This window comes from Pseudoalteromonas sp. CST2, from assembly GCF_028599385.1.
Classification (GTDB): Bacteria; Pseudomonadota; Gammaproteobacteria; order Enterobacterales; family Alteromonadaceae; genus Pseudoalteromonas; species Pseudoalteromonas atlantica.
The window spans coordinates 570149-592616 of sequence record NZ_JAQREO010000001.1 but is presented as its reverse complement, the minus strand read 5'-3'; the positions used below and the strand labels follow the sequence as shown (position 1 = coordinate 592616).

The following is a 22468-nucleotide window of genomic DNA, read 5'->3' as shown; positions in this document are numbered from 1 at the left end:
AGCTTACAGCTTACAGCTTACAGCTTACAGCTTACAGCTTACAGCTTACAGCTTACAGCTTACAGCTTACAGCTTACAGCTTACAGCTTACAGCTTACAGCTTACAGCTTACAGCTTACAGCTTACAAAAATTATAACGGCATCTTGTTTTTCATATCAAGCTATAATTAACTTAATTGCTTGATAAATATATATCTTCTTTGTTTAACACGTACAGCGGTATGAGTTTACGGCTGCTTGCTACAATATGTTTGCTGTGAACATTTATAACGCGGGTATTTACTGCTACGCCATTTGGGCGGTAAATTAACGTACCTGCTAATACATAGTTAGCCATGCTGCTTTCGCTTAGCTTTTCTATATCGCGAGATAACACGAAGTCGCCTCTGTTTGATACATCAATGTTGTCCATGGTTTTAAAATCTACCACGCCGTAGCCAAATTTTTGCAGCTGATGAATAAACGTCTCTGCTAATTGATTACCCAACTGATTACTTTTATTAAGCGATGCGTCTAAATCTACAATAGTGGTAACCGCTATGTTGATGCTGTTGTTATCGGGCGCTTCGGCTTCAAGCGTATCGACTAAATCCAGTGCCATTTGCTCTACATAGTTTGCCAGCGTTTTGTGATGTTTAAGCGGTGTAAACTGCCTTGCTGTGTCGTACTCACTTTGCTGCTGCACAGATTGGTTGGCATACACTGGCGTTGGTTGGCTACTTTGCGTTACCACGGTGTAGTCTGAGCGTGTATTTATGCTTTCGTTATGCTCATTATTTTGCGTTATTGAACAGCCAGTTAATGCTAACGTTGCCGTTAGCCCCGCTATAGCAAATAGTTTGTAAAACATGGTCAACCTCACTCGCTGGCTTGTTTAAGCATAATTCCGTCGGTGCGATAGCTACTGTTTAGCGCATCAACCACTGATTGAGGGATAAACCCTTGCGCACTGCCCACTACCGCTTTACTTTTAATGCCCACTATTCGTGCATTTACCAGTACGCCACCTTGGTGGCTCACAAGTGTTCCTGCTAATACGTAATTAAAGTTTTGATCTTGGTTTAGCTCTAGGTAGTCGCGGCTAAATACAAAGTCGCCTGCGGGGGTTACTCGCATATAATCGGTGGTTTTAAAATCGATAACCGGTACTCCAAAACTATGCAGCTCGTGCATAAAACTTTCGGCTATTTGGTTACCTAACAGGCTTCCATCGCTGTAGTCATCATCTAAAAATACAAAGCTAGAAACGGCAAGTGGCGTTTTGTCGTTTACGTATTGCAGGTTTTCGACCATGTCTTGCATTATACCGCGCACATAATGGTTTATATTTTTGCGTTTTGCAGGGGCACTTTTGGTGTAGTTACTTTGCTTGTTTAAATTAGACTGAAATAACGCTTCATTTGGTGCAGGTGCTTTTACCGCACGTTGCTCTGAAACAAGCTGGGCTGCATTATCTTGCTCAACTTTCTCCGGCTCTGAATGTAGCGAATTTAACATTTGCGAACAGCCAAAGCCTAATGGCAAACATAGGGTAATTAATAGCTTTCTCATGGTGTGCTCCTGATTAATATTCGCTGCGGTACAAAGAGCCGTCACGCTGCTGAATTTTTTCGTTTCCCCACATTACATTTATAGGGATCTCTGTGCTGCCTGCCGACAGTACTTGCTTGTTTTCAATATTAACGAGTCGTGCATTAACTATGTAAGCATGCTGTTGGCGCGTTACAGTGCCGGTGATGACTAAGTCAATATTTTGGCGATTGCGTAATTTACTTAAGTCGCGGCTTAATATGCTGTCTGCGTTTTGCGCTAATATAAGGTTATTGCCAAGGCGGTACTCAACGGTATGATAGCCAAGCTGGGTAAATTGCGTTAATAAGCTTTCTTGAATTTGTAAGCTCAAACCCGAGGCCTGCCCTGCTACTAGCTTAGTATCTAAAGCATCTGCATAAAAAAAGCTACTCACACCAATGCGCGCATTGGCATTTAAAGCGCCATTTACATGGTTAAGCTGCGAGGTTAGATTTGCTACATACTCGTTAACGGTATAGGGTGCCATTGCTGCTTTTGGCGCGTCAGTAGGCACACTCGGCTCTGGGGGCGGAACCAAGTTGCAAGCAGTTAAATTTAACAATACTAAAGGCAGTAAAAGGCGCATAGTTGCCGTCCTCTTTAAAACATACCGAGGATAAAGCAATTATTATGCCTAATTAACCTAAACTCTCGATAATAAACCTATCTCTAGCCAGAGATAATAAATTTAAGTATCAAGATAGTTCAATATGCTAGTAAGGCTCTTAACCAGAGTTCAGGTTAATTAACTTTGAGGCGTTTTGACGTAGTAGGTTACAAAGCAAGTATTATTGTTTATTAATGACTTACATGCATCCTTTGCTGCTTCTTTTGTTTTAAACGCACCAAGCTTTAATCTATAAAAGGTGTGCTGGTCAATCAGTACTTGCTCGGTATTTACTTCAAGCTTATTTGAGGCCGATTGAAATTGCTTTATAGCCGCTTCAAGTACCGCTTTATTTTTATATGCCCCCACTTGCACAGCAAACAGCGCATTTGTATTTACAACAGCTAAGTGGTTAGTTTGCTGTGGTTTTGGCTGCGCGTTAAGTTGTTTTAATTTATCTACTGTGCGCTGTAATTCACTTTCTAGCTTTAACAGTCTTTCTAGTTGAGGCTTGGTTTGTTGCCACTGCTGCGCTGACTCTTTGAGTACGGCTAAATCATCTTTTTTAATGAGCACCGCCTGCTTTTGGGCCGTTGCTAGTGCGTAAGCACTGTTTGCTAATGCAAAGCCTAAAACTAATGTGGCTAAAAAATCCTTGTAGTGCAGCATAAGTATGTTGTTAATTTGGGTAAGAGTGAGCGCTATTTTAACAGCCAATCAACGCTTAGCAAGTCACGCGTGCTACGGCCTATTGCGCTTTTATACCAATTAACTTAATTAAGTAATCTATTATGAGGATAGTAAAACGTATTGATAGCTAGGCAAAAAAAATTGCTATTTAGTTGCTCTAAATGAGAATTTTTTTAACGCAGAACGCAACACGATTAGCCCCGTAACATGATTATTTATTATTGCGGGTTGGTATCACTATTAAAGTTTAATTGGCCTATCGGTGTAGTTACTTACAATGCAGTCGAGCTTATACATTTTAAATACTTCACAGTCGGCTTTGGCATTTTTAAGGTTTTTATAAGAGCCAAGCTTTAAGCGATAAAAGGTTTTATCATTTATTTTTGCGGTTTCTACGTTAGTTAATATTTTATCTCTAAATAGTGGCGCTGCTTTGGTATTTAGTTCTTGCCAGGCTTTGGCTACATCCTGCTTAGAATCAACCGAGGCAACTTGTAATGCAAATACATGTTTAGGGGTATTAAGCTTTATAGTTTGCTTTTGGTTATTGTTAGCAGCTTTGTAAGTTTGCTGACGACGTGGCTTGTTAATGGTTGAGCGCGAAGGCGTGCGAGTGTAACGGCTGCTGTAGGCAGGGCTTGCATTAGATTGTGCAATAGCTTTAGAGTTTATTATATCTATATGATTAACCAGGTAAGTAATTTCTTTTTCAAGCTTTAAAATACGCTCTATACCGGCGCGTGCTTGCTGCCATTGCATTGCGGCATCTTTTAATTGCGCAAGCTCTAGTGCAGTTATCGATACGTAATCGGGCGTGGTGTTAGGTATTTCATTATCAACAGCAGGTTTAGCGGTAGGCGTAATAGAGCACGCCGTGCCAAACGTAAGCGTAAAAAGGCATACAAAAAAGTGTTTATAGTATTTTTTTAATTTAAGCATGTACCCGTTATCCTGAAAGCAGTGCCTGTGCACTTACATTTCAGTTAAACATTCTCACAAGAAAGCGTTTAACTTAGCAATTTAAACAATGAGCGATTTTTGCTCCCGCACGCTAATTTACCTGCTTAGATAAAATTAACATGACCCTTCCGTGAGTTTGGCTTTTAATACAACTTTGATGCCAATTAACATAAACTTTACAATATAAATTACGTTATGTTGCTATATAACGCAAGTCAAATTCAGAACATAATTAAGCGTAGACCATCTTTATTACTGGCGTGGTTAAAATTAAGTAAAGCCTTACCTATTTTGGTATTAATAATTTAGCACTAAAAAAGGCGCCTAAACAGGCGCCTTGGTGGGTAATTTAATAAAAACTAAATTAACGATTTAATAAATGTTTTTAAATCATCTGCAAACTCGTCGCGGCGCAGAGCAAACTCTATCGTTGCTTTTAAGTAGCCTATTTTACTACCGCAATCGTGGCTGCGGCCTTTCATTGCGTACGCGTCTACTTTTTCTTGCTGCATTAACATGGCAATTGCATCTGTAAGTTGAATTTCGTTGCCAGCCCCTTGCGGCGTTTTAGCAAGCAGTGGCCAAATGTTTTCGCTTAATACATAACGCCCTACTACAGATAGGTTTGAAGGTGCTTCATCTACTGGCGGTTTTTCTACCATGTTAATAATTGGCGAGCTTTCACCTTGATGAAGCTCTACGTCACCTAAATCAACAACACCAAATTTGTCTACTTCGTCCATTGGTACTGGCTCAACCATAATTTGGCTGTGCTTAGTTTCTTCAAAACGGGCGATCATCTCTGCTAGGTTGTCTTTTTTAAGGTCGCTCTCTACGTCATCAACAATTACATCTGGCAAAATAACCACAAAAGGTTCGTTGCCAATAATTGGCGCTGCACAGTTAATTGCGTGGCCTAAGCCTTTGGCTTCGCCTTGGCGTACGTGAATAATGGTCACATCTTTAGGGCAAATTGCCTGTACTTCGGCAAGTAATTGCCGCTTTACGCGTTTTTCAAGCGTGGCTTCTAGTTCAAAGCTGGTATCAAAATGGTTTTCGATAGAGTTTTTACTTGAGTGCGTTACAAGTACAATCTCTTTAACGCCTGCTGCTACCGCTTCATTTACTACATATTGAATAAGCGGGCGGTCTACCACAGGGAGCATCTCTTTAGGGATAGCTTTTGTGGCAGGTAACATACGCGTTCCAAGGCCTGCTACGGGGATCACTGCTTTCATCTTGTTCTCCTTAATCTTATTATACTGAAAACGGATATTGGATTGGTTCGTGGCATTGATAGCCTACTACTTCAAAATCGTCTCGTGTTACCCATGTTTCTATATCTTCTAGTGATTTTATGTTTGGGTTAATATTTAATTGCGGTGAGTCAAACGGCTCACGTGTTAGCTGTACATCGCGCATTAACGGTAACTGGTTTTCGTAAATATGCGCATTAGCAATTTTATGATACGCCTTACCTGCTTTATGGCCGGTAATTTGCGCTACCAATGCCAGTAATACAAAGCACTGAATTTGATTAAAATTAAGCCCTAGCGGCACATCGCAACTGCGCTGATACGATGTTAAATACAGCGTGTCGCCAAGCAGCGAAAACGTATGCGTGTGCATACATGGGCGCAAGCAACCAAGCTCAAACTCACCAGGATTATAAAAGGTAATTATTTCACCTCTGTCATCAATCCCGTTTTTTAAGTTATTTATTACTTTAGCAAGCTGATCGAGCGTTGAGCCATCTGGGCGCTGCCAATTACGCCCTTGCACGCCATAAACGCGGCCCATGTCGTCCTCGCCTTTGCGGTTAGGGTTATTTAGCCATGCGTTATTATCGTTTGCGTTTGCATCCCAAGTTTTACAGCCTATATCGCGAAATTGCGCTGCACTATCGTACCCTCGTAAGTAACCTAAAAGCTCTGCTATAGCGGCTTTGTAGTAACTTTTACGAGTGGTGATCATAGGAAATTTATTATTACCTACATCGTATTCTAAGTCGGCATTAATAACGGTTAAGCAGCGCGTGCCTGTGCGTTTGTTTTCTACCCATACACCTTCGTCAACGATGCGCTGACATAATTTTAAATATTGTTTCATGATCTGTTCTTACTATGCCTTTGCTGCGGTTACAGGTTGCGGTTTTTTGTACGCCCAAATTAATAGCCCTAGGCCACCAATTATCATAGGTAACGAGAGTATTTGACCCATTGAGATAAAATCGGCAAATAGGCCAAGCTGCGCATCTGGTTGGCGGAAATATTCAATACAAAATCTAAATACGCCGTATCCTAATAAAAACACACCGGCTACACTGCCTGCAGGGCGAGGCTTTTTAATAAACCATAATAAAATTAAAAACAGGACTAGCCCTTCAAAAAATGCTTCGTATAACTGCGATGGGTGACGCGCAAGCGGCCCACCCGTTGGAAATACCATTGCCCATGGCACATCGCTTACGCGGCCCCATAACTCGCCATTTATAAAGTTACCAATACGCCCTGCTAATAAGCCTACCGGAACCAGCGGCACCACAAAATCTCCCACTGCAAATAGTGATTTTTTGCGGGTTTTTGCAAATAGTATAATAGCGGTAATAACCCCTAATGTTCCGCCGTGGAACGACATACCGCCTTGGTCAATTCTAAATAAATATAATGGATTTTCTAAAAAGTAACTAAACTGATAAAACAATACATAGCCAATTCTGCCGCCTAAAATAACCCCTAGTATGCCGTAAAAAAGCAAGTCGCTAACTTGCTCTTTAGTCCAACCAGAGTTTGGTTTTTCGGCTTGACGATTAGCAAACCACATCGCAAATGCAAAACCAATTAAATACATTAAACCGTACCAACGTACGCTTAGCGGTCCAACAGAAAAAATTATTGGATCGATTTGAGGAAACTCAAGTGCCATAAATAAACCTTTAGCTAAAAACCATTTTAAGTGCGATGAGCACAAGCAACACCGCGAAAATTTTCTTTATTATATTAACAGGTAAATAATGAGTTGCTTTAGCCCCTAAAGGCGCCACAAACCACGATGTTATTACAATACCAAATAATGCAGGTAAGTATACAAACCCTGCGAACCCATGGGCTAAATCAGTTACCTGCCAGCCTGCGCTTATATAACCAATAGAGCCAAATAGCGCGATAACAATGCCGCTCGCTGATGCACAGCCTATCGCTTTTTTCATATCAACTGAAAAGTAATTAAGCATAGGGGCAATAAGTGCGCCGCCACCAATACCTATTAAACCAGAAAGCGCGCCCATAAGGGCAGAAATGCTCCCTAAAATAATCCCTTTTGGTAGCGGTTTTTCTTTGAGCGATTTACTACGTGATGCCCACACCATTCTGCCTGCAATAAACACAACACTAATTGCAAATACGCTGCGTAATGCTTGTTCGGGTATTAAACTTGCTGCAAAACCACTTATTAACGCGCCTAAGCCTACACCCGACATAACCCACGGTGCAATTTGCCACGGCACATTATCATTTTTATGATGAGCCAAGACTGAAGAAGTAGAAGTGAATAAAATAGAGGCAAGCGATGTTGCAATAGAAATAACTAATACGTGATCAGGTGAAGTAACGTCAAACATCAGTAATAAGCTACTTAAAACAGGCACAATAATTAAACCGCCGCCTATCCCTAATAGCCCAGCTAAAAAGCCAACTACACAGCCAAGTAGCGCACAACTGGCCACGAGTAAAGCTAAGTCATACATAGTGTTCTCAAATACCTTTTCGTGCGCCTATATTAAAGGATTATAAAGTTAATAGCATCTTTAAGCGCTGCATTATTTGGCGGTATAAAACAGATCGCCTAATTGGTGTTCAATCATAAAATTGCGCGTTAAGCGCAGTACCTGTTTAGCGTTCGATTGCACTAAGCACTCTGCGAGTAATTGCTGCATATCGTTAATATTTAAGCGCCTTAAAATCCACTTTACTTTCGTTAACGACGACATGTTCATACTTAAATGCCTATAGCCCATGGCAATGAGTAAAATAGCGCCCTCTGGCTCGCCGCCTAGCTCGCCACATAAACTAAAGGGTAAATGGTGTTTATTACATTCATTCGCTACTTTATTTAATACCCTTAACACACCGGGGTGATATGGGTTAAATAATTGAGCCACGCGCGCATTTGCTCTATCGACAGCAAGTAAGTATTGCGTTAAATCGTTACTGCCTACTGAACAAAAATCTACTTTTTTAGCCCACTCGTCGAGCATAAATATACTTGAGGGAACTTCAAGCATAATGCCCACTTCTGGGCGCTCCAAGTTTTGCTCTGGGTGTTTTTCTGCCAGTTCAAAATAAGCTTGTTCAAATAACGCGAGCGCTTCGTCTACCTCTTCTGTACCGCTGATCATAGGCAGCATTATTTTTAAATTACCTAAGCCCATGTTTGCTTTTAACATGGCTTTGAGCTGATCTAAAAACAGCTCTGGGTGGTCAAGGCTTATGCGTATGCCGCGCCACCCTAAAAAGGGATTTTCTTCGGTGATATTAAAGTAATCTAAAACTTTATCGCCACCAATATCTAGGGTTCGCATAACCACTGGCGCTGGGTGGTAACTTTTTAGCACCTCCCTATACCAGTTTTCTTGCTCAGCTTGCGATGGAAATTGCCCCTTTTGCATAAACCATGCTTCGGTACGATAAAGCCCTACTCCATCGCAAATATGCGCACTGCTTTGCTCGGTATTAAGCTCAAGCCCTGCATTTAGCATTAAATTTATTTGCTCACCATCTAAGGTAACCGACTGCGCACTTTGCTCTGCTAAAAAGCGGTTATTGAGTAGTTTATCTTGGTGCTTTAACTGTGCGTATTCATCGAGTAACACTTGCGAAGGAGAAATATATAAACGCCCTGCAAAGGCATCTAAAATCATTGGTTTAGCATCAAATTGCAATAAGGGTAAATCTTCAATCCCCCAAATAGCCGGTATTCCCATCGCTCGGGTTAATATAGAGGCATGGCTATTGGCTGAGCCATTCACACTCACTACACCGGCTAAATGCCCGTTTGGTACTTCAGCCAGCATGGCGGGCGTTAAGGTATTAGCAATTAATATGGTATTGGGTGGGTAATCTTTTACTGCGTGCTCTGTGTTTACAAGGTGGTGTAATACCCTTAAACCAATGTCTTTTACATCAACTGCGCGCTCTTTAATGTAGGGGTCTTGCATGGCATTAAACTGCGAAATAAGCCGCTCAATAACAATTTTTAAGGCGCTTTTTGCACACCAGCCCTCTTGTAACTGTACCTCAACATTGTGGCCTAAACTTTTGGCATCAAGTAATTGTTGGTATACATCAAATACCGCGAGTGCTTCTCGCGGGATTGAGTCACTCAAGGTCATAGACAGGGTATTAAATTCTTTGCGGGTGGCAGCAACGGCTTGTGTAAACAAACGGCGTTGCTCGGCGCTATCGGGATCTTTTTTTAGCTCTATAGATTTAAAATCAAGCTTGGGCAGTACCACAAAGGCTTGGCCAATCCCAATACCTGGAGCACTCGACACCCCTTTGAGCACTGAGGTTTGGTGTGATGATTCGTCTTGGCGTAAAAGCTCTTTTATTTCAGCATGCGCAAGTTGCGAGGCTAGCTGCGCTGAAAGGGTAATTAAAAACGACTCTTCGTCTTGGCTAAAAACCCGCGCCATTTTTTGTTGTACAACAATAACGCCCAATACCTTTTTTTGATGCACAACAGGTACAGACAAAAAGGCATTGTAACCTTCTTCGTTTACTTCGGGGGAGAGCTTAAAACGCGGATGAGATTTTGCAAAAGCTATATTAATAGGCTCTTCACGCTGGGCTACTAAACCTACAAGCCCTTCGGTGAAACCAATTCTAAACTTACCTACGGCATCGGGGTTAAGGCCTTCGGTTGCCATAAGTACAAAGTTATCTTGGCTGTAGTCGGCAAAATAAATAGAGCAGCACTGGGTTTTCATGGCCTCTTTAACCATTTTCACAAAGCACACTAAGGCACTGTCTAAATTCGCTTGTTGCGAAACAGACTCAGCAATAGTTCTAAGTGTTGCCAGCATTACCTGCTCCTTATTTTATAATTATGCTACTACCTTTTGTGTCGCCACTGTTCTTTATGATGTTCTCTTTTATTAAAAGGCATTGCAAACGGTGCAAACTCTTTCATCACCCGTCTGTATACATCGCGTTTAAACGACACCACTTGCCTTACTGGGTACCAATAACTCACCCAGCGCCAATCATCAAACTCGGGATGATGTGTTTTAAGCAAGTTTACATCTTCATCTTTGCAACGCAGTTTTAATAAAAACCATTTTTGTTTTTGCCCAATACACACCGGACTAGAGTCGCGGCGAATTAATCGCTTGGGTAATTTATAGCGTAACCAATGTTTTGAGCTTGCAACTATTTCTACATCTTCTGGTCGCAAACCTACTTCTTCGTGTAATTCACGGTACATGGTTTGTTCGGGTGTTTCTCCGTCATCAACACCGCCTTGGGGAAATTGCCAAGAATGTTGACCGTAACGTCTAGCCCAAAAAACCTGCCCCTGATTATTGCAAATTACAATTCCGACATTGGCACGAAAACCTTCGGCATCAATCACCTTAGTGCCTCATTTGTAAGTCGATTTTTAATGATTGTTCCACATTAGCTGCAATTCGGCAAACACTATTATCCCCAAAGTCATCACGCCCTAATCGCACGTTTACTATTTACGCTGTGCATAACGACTTAACCTTAAATGAGCACCGAGTAATTACAAGGATAAAATAACCCTTAATTCACACAACTTTTAGCAAAAAAAGCTAAGCTATGCCTTGATTATTATGTATCGTGCTATTTACTCACAGCTTGTGTATAACTTTTGATAAACAAGGCTATTTTGCAAACAAGTCCACAATAGCAGATCTAAAAACTCGCTTTCTCCACAGATTCTGTGGATAAACATGTTTATATAGTTGTATTTATCCCATATAGAATTTGCTAACTTAATTAAAGCTGAATTAGTTAATTAAAAATATTAAAGCTAGTCAGTCACTTACAGTTAAACTCTGACTTTTTGGGGTGAGCAAAATTACGCCAATCACAGTGCGTATAAAAAACAACCAAAAGCAAAGATATCCACCTTACGGGGGTTTTGCTATCATGGCGCTGTTAATTATTCAAGGTAAATGAGTAGCATGCGACCAACAAAACCCCATTCAATTAATGACTTAATGCAACGCGTAAACGCTATTGCCGGTTTAACATTAGGGCAATTAGCCTCTCAATACAGCTTTAAAACCCCTGACGACCTATTACGCGAAAAAGGCTGGACCGGGCAACTTATTGAATACGTGTTAGGCGCTACTGCAGGCTCAAAACCCCTCCCCGACTTTGAAGATTTAGGCATTGAATTAAAAACACTGCCTATTTCGTATAAAGGAAAACCCTTAGAAACCACTTTTGTGTCGGTTACCCCCCTTATAAACGTAACCGGCATGACGTGGCATACAAGCGCTGTGCGTAAAAAACTCAATCATGTTTTATGGCTGCCTATATTGAGTGAGCGCGATATTGCGCCTTTTGATAGAACCATAGGCAGTGGTTTTTTATGGCAGCCTACGCCTGAGCAAGACGCGTTGCTACAACGTGATTGGGAAGAACAAATGGAGTTAATAGCGCTTGGGCGAGTTGATGAAATATCGGGCCATTTAGGGGATGCTATTCAAATTAGGCCAAAAGCCGCTAATAGCAAAGTGGTTACCGATGCTATTGGCCCAAATGGGCAAACAATAAAAACCTTACCGCGTGGTTTTTATTTAAAAACCAGTTTTACAGGGGCTATTTTAAAGCAGCAGTTTCAGCTCTGAGCTGTGCAGAAAATATTATGAGTTAAGCAAATCCTGTTTCGCACTACCTGCGCGTGTCAGCAAGCTTAACGCCTACAAGATATTTCACCTTTTTTAATAAAATAATTTGAGGTTTAAATAAAGAATTTTCGCTTTTCTTGTACCCTCTTTTCGCACTGAGTGCGCGTTAGCAAGCTTAACGCCTACAAAGCTTCTCATCTCTTTAAAAAAGTATCAGGCATAAAAAATCCCCGCATTAGCGAGGATTTTATCATCTAAAATTAAAAATAAGATTCTATATAGAATAGAATTACTGACCTTTAACTTCTTTAAGACCGTTGTAAGGTGCTTTAGAACCTAGCGCTTCTTCAATGCGAAGAAGTTGGTTGTACTTAGCAACACGGTCAGAGCGGCTCAATGAACCTGTTTTAATTTGGCCTGCAGCAGTACCTACCGCTAAATCAGCAATAGTTGCATCTTCTGTTTCGCCAGAACGGTGTGAAATAACAACTGTAAAGCCTGCATCTTTAGCCATTTTGATTGCTGCTAACGTTTCAGTTAGTGAACCAATTTGGTTAAATTTAATTAGGATTGAGTTAGCAATACCGTTATCAATACCGCGTTTTAAAATCTTAGTGTTAGTTACGAATAAATCATCGCCTACTAATTGGATTTTATCGCCCATTAATTTAGTTTGGTGTGCAAAGCCATCCCAATCTGATTCATCTAAGCCATCTTCAATAGATACAATTGGGTATTGCTCAGTTAAATCTTTTAAGAAGTAGTTAAACTCTTCTGAAGTGAATTTTTTGCCTTCACCTTTCAGATCGTAAATGTTTGCTTCTTTGTCGTAAAACTCAGATGCAGCACAGTCCATAGCCAGTGTAATATCTTTACCTAGCTCGTAACCTGCGTTTGCTACAGCTGTTTTAATAGCTGCAAGTGCCGCTTCGTTTGATGCAAGGTTTGGTGCAAAACCACCTTCATCACCTACCGCTGTAGAGTGGCCGTCTGCTTTTAATACTTTAGCAAGGCTGTGGAATACTTCAGCGCCCATACGTAGGCCTTCGCGGAAGTTTTCAGCGCCAACAGGTTGGATCATAAATTCTTGAATATCTACAGAGTTATCTGCGTGCTCACCACCGTTGATGATGTTCATCATAGGTAACGGCATTGAGTAAACACCTGGTGTACCGTTTAGGTCTGCGATGTGCTCGTAAAGCTCAACTTTTTTAAATTGTGCAGCGGCTTTTGCAGTTGCTAGTGATACCGCTAAGATAGCATTTGCACCTAGTTTTTCTTTATTTTCGGTGCCATCTAAATCTAGCATTACTTTATCTACAGCACTTTGCTCTAATGCATTTTGGCCTTTTAGCGCATCCGCAATTTCGTTGTTAATAAAACCAACTGCGTTTAATACGCCTTTACCTAAGTAACGGGCTTTGTCACCATCACGTAGCTCTAGTGCTTCGCGAGTACCTGTTGATGCACCTGAAGGAGCGGCAGCGCGGCCCCAAGAACCATCAGCTAAATATACATCAGCTTCAACAGTAGGGTTACCACGCGAGTCCATAATTTCGCGACCAATTACTTTTACGATTTCTGACATCTTGATTCCTCTATATTCCCAAAATGGTGAGTTCAGCTAACTTTACTACGTTTTATATCTTTTAGTCAGCCCTTTAGACAAAAAAGCCGTGCAATATGCACGGCTTTTTTTAATTACGAAGACGTTTTTTGATGAGTATGAGCAGCTGCTACAAACCCTTCAAATAACGGGTGACCATCACGTGGTGTTGACGTAAATTCCGGGTGGAATTGCGCGGCAATAAACCATGGGTGATCTTTGTTTTCGATGATCTCTACTAGTTTTTTATCTTCTGATAAACCGGTAAAGCTTAAGCCTGCTTGCTCTAATTGCTCTACAAAGTTGTTGTTTACTTCGTAGCGATGACGGTGACGTTCAATAATTTCTGTATTGCCGTACACTTCGTGCACCTTAGAACCCGGCGTTAAGTGACATTTTTGTGCGCCTAAACGCATGGTGCCACCTAAATCAGATTTTTCATCACGTATCTCAATGTTACCCTCAGCATCTAACCACTCTGTAATTAAGCCCACTACTGGCGCTTTTGAGTGTATATTAAACTCAGTTGAGTTAGCGTCGGTTAAACCTGCAACATTACGTGCGTATTCAATAAGTGCTACTTGCATACCTAAACAAATGCCTAGGTAAGGTACTTTGTTTTCACGGGCATACTTAGCTGCTAAAATTTTACCTTCAACACCACGGCCGCCAAAACCACCTGGTACTAAAATAGCGTCTAGATGAGAAAGCAGTTCTACCCCTTTGCTTTCTAAGTCTTGCGAGTCAACGTATTCAATATTAATGGTTAAACGGTTTTTAAGACCTGCATGCTTTAGTGCTTCGTTAACTGATTTGTATGCATCTGGTAGTTCAATGTACTTACCAACCATACCAATCGTTACTTCGCCAGTCGGGTTAGACTCTTGATAAAGTACTTGTTCCCATTCAACTAAATCAGCTTCTGGTGCGTCAAGGTGGAAACGACGACACACAAAGTTGTCTAGCTCTTGTGATTTTAATAGCGCAGGAATTTTGTAAATGCTGTCTACGTCAGGAAGCGAAATAACCGCTTTTTCTTCAACGTTTGTGAACAATGCAATTTTTGCACGTTCGTTGTTAGGCAATTTACGGTCTGAGCGACAAATAAGAATATCTGGCTGAATACCTACAGAGCGTAACTCTTTAACTGAGTGCTGTGTTGGTTTGGTTTTCACTTCGCCTGCAGGGCCTAAGAATGGCACTAGCGTTAGGTGAATAAATAGCGCACGTTCGCGGCCAATTTCTGTACCTAACTGACGAATTGCTTCAATAAATGGTTGTGATTCAATATCACCTACTGTGCCACCAATTTCCACAATCGCAATATCATGACCTTCAGCACCGTCGTATACACGTTGCTTAATGTCATTTGTGATGTGTGGAATAACCTGAATGGTTGCACCTAAGTATTCACCACGGCGCTCACGACGTAGTACATCTTCGTACACTCGCCCTTGTGTGAAGTTGTTGCGGCTGGTCATTTTGGTGCGAATAAAACGCTCGTAGTGACCTAAATCAAGATCCGTTTCGGCGCCGTCTTCTGTAACGTATACTTCACCGTGTTGAATTGGGCTCATTGTGCCTGGGTCAACGTTTATGTAAGGATCCAGCTTTAAAATGGTAACATCTAAACCGCGGGCCTCTAAAATAGCTGCCAATGACGCTGCTGCAATACCTTTACCCAACGAAGAAACAACCCCGCCAGTAACGAAGATAAATTTTGTACTCATGCGAACCCTAGAATATCAGGAATTAAAAGGAATATAACACCCGAGAAAGAGACTCTGGGTATATCATCAAGACGGGGCGAAATTGTACCAAAACAGCGTTGAGCAATCCAGCTAAAAATAGCGTTTAGACGCACAAAAAATGTTCGTTGATTAACATTAGGTTGTACTGAGCTAATCTTATTTCGCTTTTTTAATGGCTTCCCATGCTTCTTCCATTTCCTCAAGCGTTGCGCGCTCTAAACTTTTACCTTTTGCAATTAAATAACCTTGCACTTTTTCAAAGCGCGCCGAGAACTTATCGTTGGCTTGTCTGAGTAGTTGCTCTGGGTCACGTTTAACATGGCGAGCCACATTTACTGTGGCAAATAATAAGTCGCCTATTTCTTCTGCTGTATGATCGGATGAAGGGTCGTGCTCAAGCGCTTCTTTTACTTCAAGTACTTCTTCACTTACTTTATCAAGTGCCCCGTGGTAACTCGGCCAATCAAAACCAAGTGCGGCAACACGCTGCTGAATTTTTTTAGCTTTAGTTAGGCTTGGCATATTGGTGGGTATATCTTGCCAAAGAGAGGCTTTGCTTGGCTGTACTTTTGCTGCACGCTCTTGTGCTTTAATTGCTTGCCATTGCTTTGCTAATTGCTCGTCGGTTAATGCTTGCTTAGTGTTAAAAACATGAGGGTGACGGCGGGTAAGTTTACTATTTAGTTCACTAACCACGTCGTTAAAATCAAACATGTCCTGCTCTTTGGCAAGTTGTGCGTAAAAAACTATTTGAAACAGTAAATCGCCCAGCTCATTTTTAAGCTCGTTTAAATTTCCCGACTCTATGCAATCGGCCACTTCAAAGGCTTCTTCTAGCGTGTGCGGAACAATCGATTTAAAGTTTTGCTTGCGATCCCACGGGCAACCGTCGCTAGGATCGCGAAGCAACGCCATAATATCGAGTAGTTGCTCAAGGGCGTTACTGTTTGCCATTTTATTGGTTTCGCTTGGCACTGTGCACACCTTCAATTTGATGCAGCTTTGACAAAACCCGGTTTGTGCCCGATAGATCATGCACTTCTATTTGCATAGTAAATACTGCTAACTGATCGGCCCCAACTGTATTGACGTTCATGTTGATCACATTTACTTTTTCGTTAGCCAGTACAGAGCTAATATCGCGAATTAAACCTGAGCGATCGCTGGCTTCTATTTTTATACTTAGCGCATAAGAGCCGTTTATTTCATCTGACCAACTAACCGATATAACACGCTCTGGGTGTTGCTCTTTTAAGTTGTTAAATGAATCGCAATCTTCGCGGTGTACCCCAATGCCACGGCCTTGTGTAATATAGCCAATTATTTTATCGCCAGGTACTGGGCGGCAACACTTAGCAACGTGGCTCATTAAGCTGCCTACACCATCAACCACAATGCCGTTTTTATCGCCAGTTACTTTACTTGGCGCTTTAAAACGAATAACGGGTTCTTCTTCAGTACGATCACTGACAAAGTTAAGCATTTGGTTTAAGCGAACATCGCCGGCACCAATGGCAACCATTAAGTCATCTAGTTCTTTAAAATTAAAGCGCTTAATGGCTGGGTCTAAATCTTTGTAGGTTAAATCTAGCTTTTGCAGTTCGTTATCTAGAATCTCTTTACCGGCGCTTAAGTTTTTATCGCGGTCGAGCTGTTTAAACCAATGATGGATTTTAGCCCTTGCACGCGACGATTTAATATAACCAAGCGATGGATTTAACCAATCGCGGCTTGGATTAGGCTGCTTTTGCGTGAGAATTTCTACCTGATCGCCCGTTGATAGCTGATGTGTAAACGGCACTATTTTGCCAAATACTTTAGCCCCTATGCAGCGGTGCCCTACATTTGAGTGAATGTAGTAAGCAAAATCAAGCGGTGTAGCGCCAACAGGTAAATCGATGATATCGCCACTTGGGGTAAATATATAAACGCGGTCTTCTACAACTTGGTTTTTAAGCTCTTCGGCTAAATCGCCCCCATCAACCACTTCTTCTTGCCATTGCAGTAATTTGCGCAACCAGCTAATTTTTTGCTCATAGCCTGAGCCACGCCCAGGTAAAGCGCCTTCTTTATACATCCAGTGCGCGGCTACGCCTAGCTCTGCATCTTGGTGCATTTCGCTGGTGCGTATTTGTATTTCAACGGTTTTCCCTTCAGGGCCAAATACCACGGTATGAATTGATTGATAGCCATTTTGTTTGGGTGTAGCAACGTAGTCGTCAAACTCTTTATTAAGGTGGCGCCAATTAGTGTGCACAATACCTAGCGCGCCATAACAATCTTGCAGGCGCTCTACAACAATTCGCATTGCCCTAATATCAAACAGCTGATCAAACTCGTAGTTTTTTTGCTGCATTTTTTTATAAATGCTGTAAATGTGCTTAGGGCGGCCATACACTTGCGCCTCAATACCGGCTTCGCTTAAGCGAGCTTTTACTTGCGCAACCATGTCTTCCATATAGGCTTCACGAGCAAGACGTTTGTCATCAAGTTGTTTAGCAATGCTTTTATAGGTGTCGGGGTGTAAATACCTAAACGATAAATCTTCTAGTTCCCACTTAAGCTGGCCTATACCTAACCTGTTTGCTAACGGGGCAAAAATATCGGCGGTTTCTTTAGCGGCAATAACACGCTCTTCTTCATCGCCATTTTTTACATTGCGTAAATGGCACACTTGCTCAGCAAGTTTAATCACCACAGCGCGCACATCTTCAACCATGGTAAGTAACATTTTACGAATGTTATCTACCTGCATAGTGCCTTTACCTTGGTGCGATAAAGTACTAATAGCAGCCATTTGCGCAACCCCAGTTAAAAGCATGGCTACATTTTTGCCAAGTTGTGCTTCTACGGTTTCAAGGTCTACTAAGTCATTTAAGTAGTAATGCGTGAGATACGCGGTTGCGAGAGATTCTGCATCTAAATTTAGCTCGGCTAAAATCTCGACCATTTCTATGGCCGTGTTTTGCCGTGCTTGGTTGTCACATGTAACACACAATGCTTGCGCTTTGTTTAGTAGCGTTATTTTCTCTTGCGATAACGCTAACTGTTTTAGGCTAGTAGCAAAGTCACCTGTGTCGTCCTGCTGATGTGATTGACGTGTAGCGACCATAAAACGCTTTACCTCCGTTGAAATAACGCCATTGTTTCTATGTGTCCTGTATGTGGAAACATATTCATTAGCCCAATTTTAGTAACTTCAAAGCCTGCTTGCGAAATAATTGCACTGTCACGGGCTAAAGTAACAGGATCGCAAGAGACATATAAAATGGTTTTAAACTGCTTTAAAGGTAGTTGCTCTAAAACAGCCATAGCACCTGTGCGAGAAGGGTCTAATACTAATACGTCTAGCGCCTTATTAAACCATTGTGCTGTTTCAATTTTTTGCGTTAAATCAAAACAATGAAAGTGCGCATTAGTGATAGAGTTAGTTTGCGCATTTTGTGTCGCCATTGCAACCGCCGATGTAACCCCTTCTACTCCAATAACCGATTTAGCATGCTGGGCTAGCACTAATGAAAAGTTACCAATACCACAAAATAAATCCAATACTTGCTCGTTTCCTTGCAAGTTAAGCCAATTTACCGACTGAGCTAACATAGCTTGGTTAACTTCATCATTTACTTGAATAAAATTACCAAGGCCAAATTCAAACTTTAAATTAAACTTTTCTAAAAAATAATACGGCGTAGGCAAATAAGCCTGCTCTATAACATCGCTGTTGTCTTGCCAGGTAATTAACCACTGCTGTGCGTTTGCCGCTTCTTGTACGTAGCTTTTGGCTTCATCTGGTATCGCTTTAGTATGGCGAATAACAATAAAGTTCCCAGCCTCGTTTTGGCACAACTGTAAATGACTTATACTGTGTAGCGCTTTATATTGATTAATAAGCGTTTCAAAAATACTAAATACGTTAGTAAATGCCTCACTAAGCACATCACATTGCTCAATACTAATCACATTTTTAGAGCTAGGCGCACGATACCCAACTCGCATTTTTTTAGCGGCTTTATCATACATTACGGCAATACGGGCACTGCGTCTGTAATGAGTGGGCTTACTTAAAAGAGGCGCTTGCCAATTTAAGTCGCTTAATTTGGCAAATTTTTGAAACAGTTGCGTCACTGCATTCTGCTTTTCAGCCACTTGCTGATTTATTTCTAGGTGCTGCAACTGGCAACCACCACAGTGATTATAATGCTGACAAAAAGGCTGCGTGCGTGCATCGCTTGGATTAATAACCTTAACCAGCTTTGCACTACTGTATTTGGCTTTATCTTCTATTAGGGTTGCCGTTACTTTTTCATTCATTAAAGCGCCGCTTACAAAGCACACTTTATTATTGTGTTTGGCAACGCCCCGCCCTTGATGATCCATGGCCGTAATATTAAGTGTGAGTGTTTGCTGTTTAAGTGGTTTTTTCTTTGCTTTAAAAATTTGCGCCATGCGGCATTACCTTAAATTTTGTATTACGTATAAGCAAATCAGATGCTTTGAGAATAGCCGATGAACCGTATATACTCGATCCATACTAATAATGATAATAACGCTTCCATTATGACCAAATTAGGCTTACGTGATTCTGTTTTAACCTTAACCTTGATCCCCACAGTGATCATTGGTTTGTTACTTGGCGGCTATTTTACAATAAATCGTTACATTGAGCTTGATGAAATTTTATATCAGCAAGGCAGCTCAATATCTGAACCCTTAGCAATTGCTTTAGAGCAGCCTTTACTTGAAAAAAATAAAAAGCTGCTCAACCGTCTGATTAGTTACACACACAATAAGCACTCCCCAACCATTAAATCGATTGCTATTTTTGATACCAGCAATCAGCTTATTATGACCAGCAACTATCATCGCTCGTTTGATGAACTAACTCAAAAAGAACAAATTGAAAATCTTCACACAACAAAAATTAATAAATCAGAAGAGTTAATCACGTTCTATACTCCAATTTTTAATCACTCTGCACCGGTATCAAAATGGGATATTAATGATTTTCAAACCCCGCTTGGCACCGTTATTTTACAACTTAATAAAGACCAAGCGATTATAGGCCAGCAGCGAGCGGTTTTAATTAGCGGCATTGTTATTTTATTTTCAATAATATTGGCATCTATTTTAGCGCTTAAGCTTAGCCGTATGTTTATGAACCCGCTTAATAAGTTAGTACTTGCCACCGACAAACTAGTTGAAGGTAAAAGAGACACGGGTTTAAACGACACCATGATGGGCGAATTTGAACTTTTGCGTGAAGGGCTTAATACCATTGCCCACACTATGGTTATGCAAAAAGATGAAATGCAGAAAAATATTGATCAGGCCACGAGTGATTACCGCGAAACCCTAGAGCAATACGAAACTTCAAATATTCAGCTAACCATGGCCAAAAAAGAGGCGCAAGATGCTAACCGCGTTAAGTCCGACTTTTTAGCTAAAATGAGTCACGAGTTACGTACCCCGCTTAATGGGGTTATTGGCTTTACGCGCCAATTGTATAAAACACCTTTAAATAAACATCAAAAAGACTACCTCGATACCATAGAGCTTTCTGCCAATAGTTTATTGACGATTATTAGCGATATTTTAGATTTTTCTAAACTTGAAGCGGGCGCAATGGAGCTTGAATCAATCCAGTTTCAACTGCGCGATAGCGTAAACGAGGTTATGACATTATTAGCTCCCTCGGCGCATGAAAAACAACTTGAACTATCTATTTATATCAACCCACAAGTGCCTGATGATTTAACCGGTGACCCCACTCGCCTTAAACAAGTACTCATTAACTTGTTAAGTAATGCCATTAAGTTTACTGAAAAAGGCTCTATAAAAGTTGATATAAGCTACCGCTTATTAGATGAAGACCGCGCCTCTATTTTAGTATCAGTAACCGATACCGGTGTGGGTATTCCAATGGATAAGCAAGATGCGTTATTTACTGCATTTGGCCAAGCAGATTCATCTATCACCCGAAAATTTGGCGGCACTGGTTTAGGTCTTATTATTACCAAACATATTGTAGAGGCTATGAATGGCCGAATAACGCTAAATTCAGCCCCGGGAAGCGGCACCTGTTTTACCTTTAATGGTGTGTTTAGGTTGCCTGACCATACCTTTAGTAACGACTTACCTTCTAAATCACTTATTGGTAAACGCATATTATACTTAGAGCCACACGAGCATACGCACCACTCAGTGCTTTCTGTATTAAACGAGTGGGAAGCGGTTGTAACCGCCTGTTTTAATGAAGCAGCGTTTTTAGATGCCATCAAACATAAAATGTTTAAATACGATATTTGTATTATTGGTGATATGGCATCGGTAGATGATATGCAGCGACTTAAAGGCTATGTGAATATGGTTCGCGAGTCGTGCGATTATTTATACCTTATGCTCAATACTGTATCACATAATATGCGCGAAGCGTTTATTGGTAGCGGTGCCGATGCGTGCTTAAGTAAACCGCTTAATCATCGTAAATTATGTGAAGTACTGGCTGCGCCTTATCGCCTTGATCATCCAACCTTAAATATTGAGCCAAGCGATCAAACATTATTGCCATTAAAAGTACTGGTGGTAGATGACAACGATGCAAACTTAAAGCTTATTTGCACCTTGTTAAAAGAACAAGTTGAATTTATAGATACGGCCTACAATGGCTCACAAGCCTACAGTTTAAGTAAAAGCCATAAGTACGATGTTATTTTTATGGACATACAAATGCCGATTATGGATGGCATTACCGCGTGTAAACTTATTAAGGAGTCTTCTTTAAACGAAGACACACCTATTATTGCGGTAACCGCGCATGCACTGCACAGTGAAAAAGAGCAGCTATTAAAAGATGGCTTTAAAGGCTATTTAACTAAGCCTATTGATGAGGACATGCTGAGCCAAATTATATGCGATCATAGCCCGCAATCGCCCGTAAGCCGCGACAAAATTAAAAGTGTAACGTCACAAAGCCCAGCTCCATTTGAAAGTAACTGCTTAGATTGGTCGCTTGCGCTACAACGCGCAGGGGGTAAAGGTGAGCTGGCGCTGGAAATGCTCAATATGCTGTTACAAAGTGTGCCAGAGACACTCTCGCAGCTCAACGAGGCTATTGAGAAAAACGATTGCCAAACGGTATTAAGTGTTATTCACAAATTCCATGGCGCGTGCTGTTATACCGGTGTGCCTAAGCTTAAATCACTAGCAGAAACCATAGAAACCTCACTTAAAAGTGATTGCGTGCTAGATAACGTTGAGCCTGAACTATTTGAGCTTCAGGATGAGCTGGAAAACCTCATGGCAGATGCAAGTGTTACCGAGCATCAACGCTAAAAAACACGTAATAAAAAAGCGCAGTAAATGCGCTTTTAACAGGTTTTAATACCATTTTACTTAATTAAGTA

General features: G+C 41.2%; 18 protein-coding genes. 2 read left to right on the top strand and 16 right to left on the bottom strand.

Annotation, left to right across the window (positions count from 1 at the left end):
* Positions 1 to 172: 172 nt before the first annotated feature.
* The 11 genes from PSH41_RS02680 to rppH form a co-directional block, all read right to left on the bottom strand.
* Positions 173 to 850: a FlgO family outer membrane protein gene (locus tag PSH41_RS02680; protein WP_273588800.1), complete on the bottom strand. Its 678-nt coding sequence runs from the start codon at positions 848 to 850 to the stop codon at positions 173 to 175.
* Positions 851 to 858: 8 nt separating this feature from the next.
* Entirely contained in the window at positions 859 to 1551 is a 693-nt protein-coding gene (locus tag PSH41_RS02675) for a FlgO family outer membrane protein (RefSeq protein ID WP_273588799.1), read from the bottom strand.
* 13 nt (positions 1552 to 1564) lie between these two features.
* Positions 1565 to 2158, bottom strand: a complete 594-nt coding sequence (locus PSH41_RS02670) for a FlgO family outer membrane protein (protein ID WP_004586247.1) — start codon at positions 2156 to 2158, stop codon at positions 1565 to 1567.
* A 159-nt stretch (positions 2159 to 2317) separates the two neighbouring features.
* A complete protein-coding gene (locus tag PSH41_RS02665) occupies positions 2318 to 2896 on the bottom strand; it encodes an SPOR domain-containing protein (RefSeq protein ID WP_273588798.1) in 579 nt (192 codons plus the stop codon).
* A gap of 213 nt (positions 2897 to 3109) precedes the next feature.
* Positions 3110 to 3808, bottom strand: coding sequence for an SPOR domain-containing protein (locus PSH41_RS02660; RefSeq protein WP_273588797.1), 699 nt, complete (start codon positions 3806 to 3808; stop codon positions 3110 to 3112).
* 380 nt (positions 3809 to 4188) lie between these two features.
* On the bottom strand, positions 4189 to 5067 hold the full coding sequence (gene galU / locus PSH41_RS02655) for a UTP--glucose-1-phosphate uridylyltransferase GalU (RefSeq protein WP_004586244.1): 879 nt from the start codon (positions 5065 to 5067) through the stop codon (positions 4189 to 4191).
* A 19-nt stretch (positions 5068 to 5086) separates the two neighbouring features.
* Positions 5087 to 5938, bottom strand: coding sequence for a thymidylate synthase (locus PSH41_RS02650; RefSeq protein ID WP_004586243.1), 852 nt, complete (start codon positions 5936 to 5938; stop codon positions 5087 to 5089).
* 12 nt (positions 5939 to 5950) lie between these two features.
* Entirely contained in the window at positions 5951 to 6754 is an 804-nt protein-coding gene (gene lgt, locus PSH41_RS02645; protein ID WP_273588796.1) for a prolipoprotein diacylglyceryl transferase, read from the bottom strand.
* A 10-nt stretch (positions 6755 to 6764) separates the two neighbouring features.
* Positions 6765 to 7574 carry a sulfite exporter TauE/SafE family protein gene (locus tag PSH41_RS02640; RefSeq protein ID WP_024033072.1) on the bottom strand — a complete coding sequence of 270 codons (810 nt, stop codon included), beginning with the start codon at positions 7572 to 7574 and terminating at the stop codon, positions 6765 to 6767.
* Positions 7575 to 7646: 72 nt separating this feature from the next.
* Positions 7647 to 9911, bottom strand: a complete 2265-nt coding sequence (gene ptsP / locus PSH41_RS02635) for a phosphoenolpyruvate--protein phosphotransferase (RefSeq protein WP_273588795.1) — start codon at positions 9909 to 9911, stop codon at positions 7647 to 7649.
* A 29-nt stretch (positions 9912 to 9940) separates the two neighbouring features.
* Positions 9941 to 10459 carry an RNA pyrophosphohydrolase gene (gene rppH / locus PSH41_RS02630; RefSeq protein WP_004586239.1) on the bottom strand — a complete coding sequence of 173 codons (519 nt, stop codon included), beginning with the start codon at positions 10457 to 10459 and terminating at the stop codon, positions 9941 to 9943.
* A gap of 577 nt (positions 10460 to 11036) precedes the next feature.
* Between rppH and mutH the strand changes: the two genes are divergently transcribed.
* Positions 11037 to 11708 (top strand): DNA mismatch repair endonuclease MutH, encoded by a 672-nt coding sequence (gene mutH, locus PSH41_RS02625; RefSeq protein WP_004586238.1) that lies wholly within the window; start codon positions 11037 to 11039, stop codon positions 11706 to 11708.
* A 289-nt stretch (positions 11709 to 11997) separates the two neighbouring features.
* Here mutH and eno read toward each other — a convergent pair whose 3' ends face one another.
* From eno to rlmD, 5 genes are all read right to left on the bottom strand, one after another.
* Positions 11998 to 13296, bottom strand: coding sequence for a phosphopyruvate hydratase (gene eno, locus PSH41_RS02620; protein WP_029771921.1), 1299 nt, complete (start codon positions 13294 to 13296; stop codon positions 11998 to 12000).
* 113 nt (positions 13297 to 13409) lie between these two features.
* Positions 13410 to 15044: a CTP synthase gene (locus PSH41_RS02615; RefSeq protein WP_004586236.1), complete on the bottom strand. Its 1635-nt coding sequence runs from the start codon at positions 15042 to 15044 to the stop codon at positions 13410 to 13412.
* A 177-nt stretch (positions 15045 to 15221) separates the two neighbouring features.
* The gene (mazG, locus tag PSH41_RS02610; protein ID WP_273588801.1) at positions 15222 to 16019 is read right to left on the bottom strand and encodes a nucleoside triphosphate pyrophosphohydrolase; all 798 of its coding nucleotides are present in this window, start codon (positions 16017 to 16019) and stop codon (positions 15222 to 15224) included.
* Between the two features lies 1 nt (position 16020).
* Positions 16021 to 18177, bottom strand: a complete 2157-nt coding sequence (gene relA / locus PSH41_RS02605) for a GTP diphosphokinase (protein WP_024033076.1) — start codon at positions 18175 to 18177, stop codon at positions 16021 to 16023.
* Positions 18178 to 18185: 8 nt separating this feature from the next.
* A complete protein-coding gene (rlmD, locus tag PSH41_RS02600; RefSeq protein ID WP_273588794.1) occupies positions 18186 to 19511 on the bottom strand; it encodes a 23S rRNA (uracil(1939)-C(5))-methyltransferase RlmD in 1326 nt (441 codons plus the stop codon).
* 111 nt (positions 19512 to 19622) lie between these two features.
* Here rlmD and barA point away from each other — a divergent pair, with 111 nt between their 5' ends.
* The gene (barA, locus tag PSH41_RS02595; RefSeq protein WP_248452056.1) at positions 19623 to 22397 is read left to right on the top strand and encodes a two-component sensor histidine kinase BarA; all 2775 of its coding nucleotides are present in this window, start codon (positions 19623 to 19625) and stop codon (positions 22395 to 22397) included.
* The last annotated feature ends 71 nt before the right edge of the window (positions 22398 to 22468 follow it).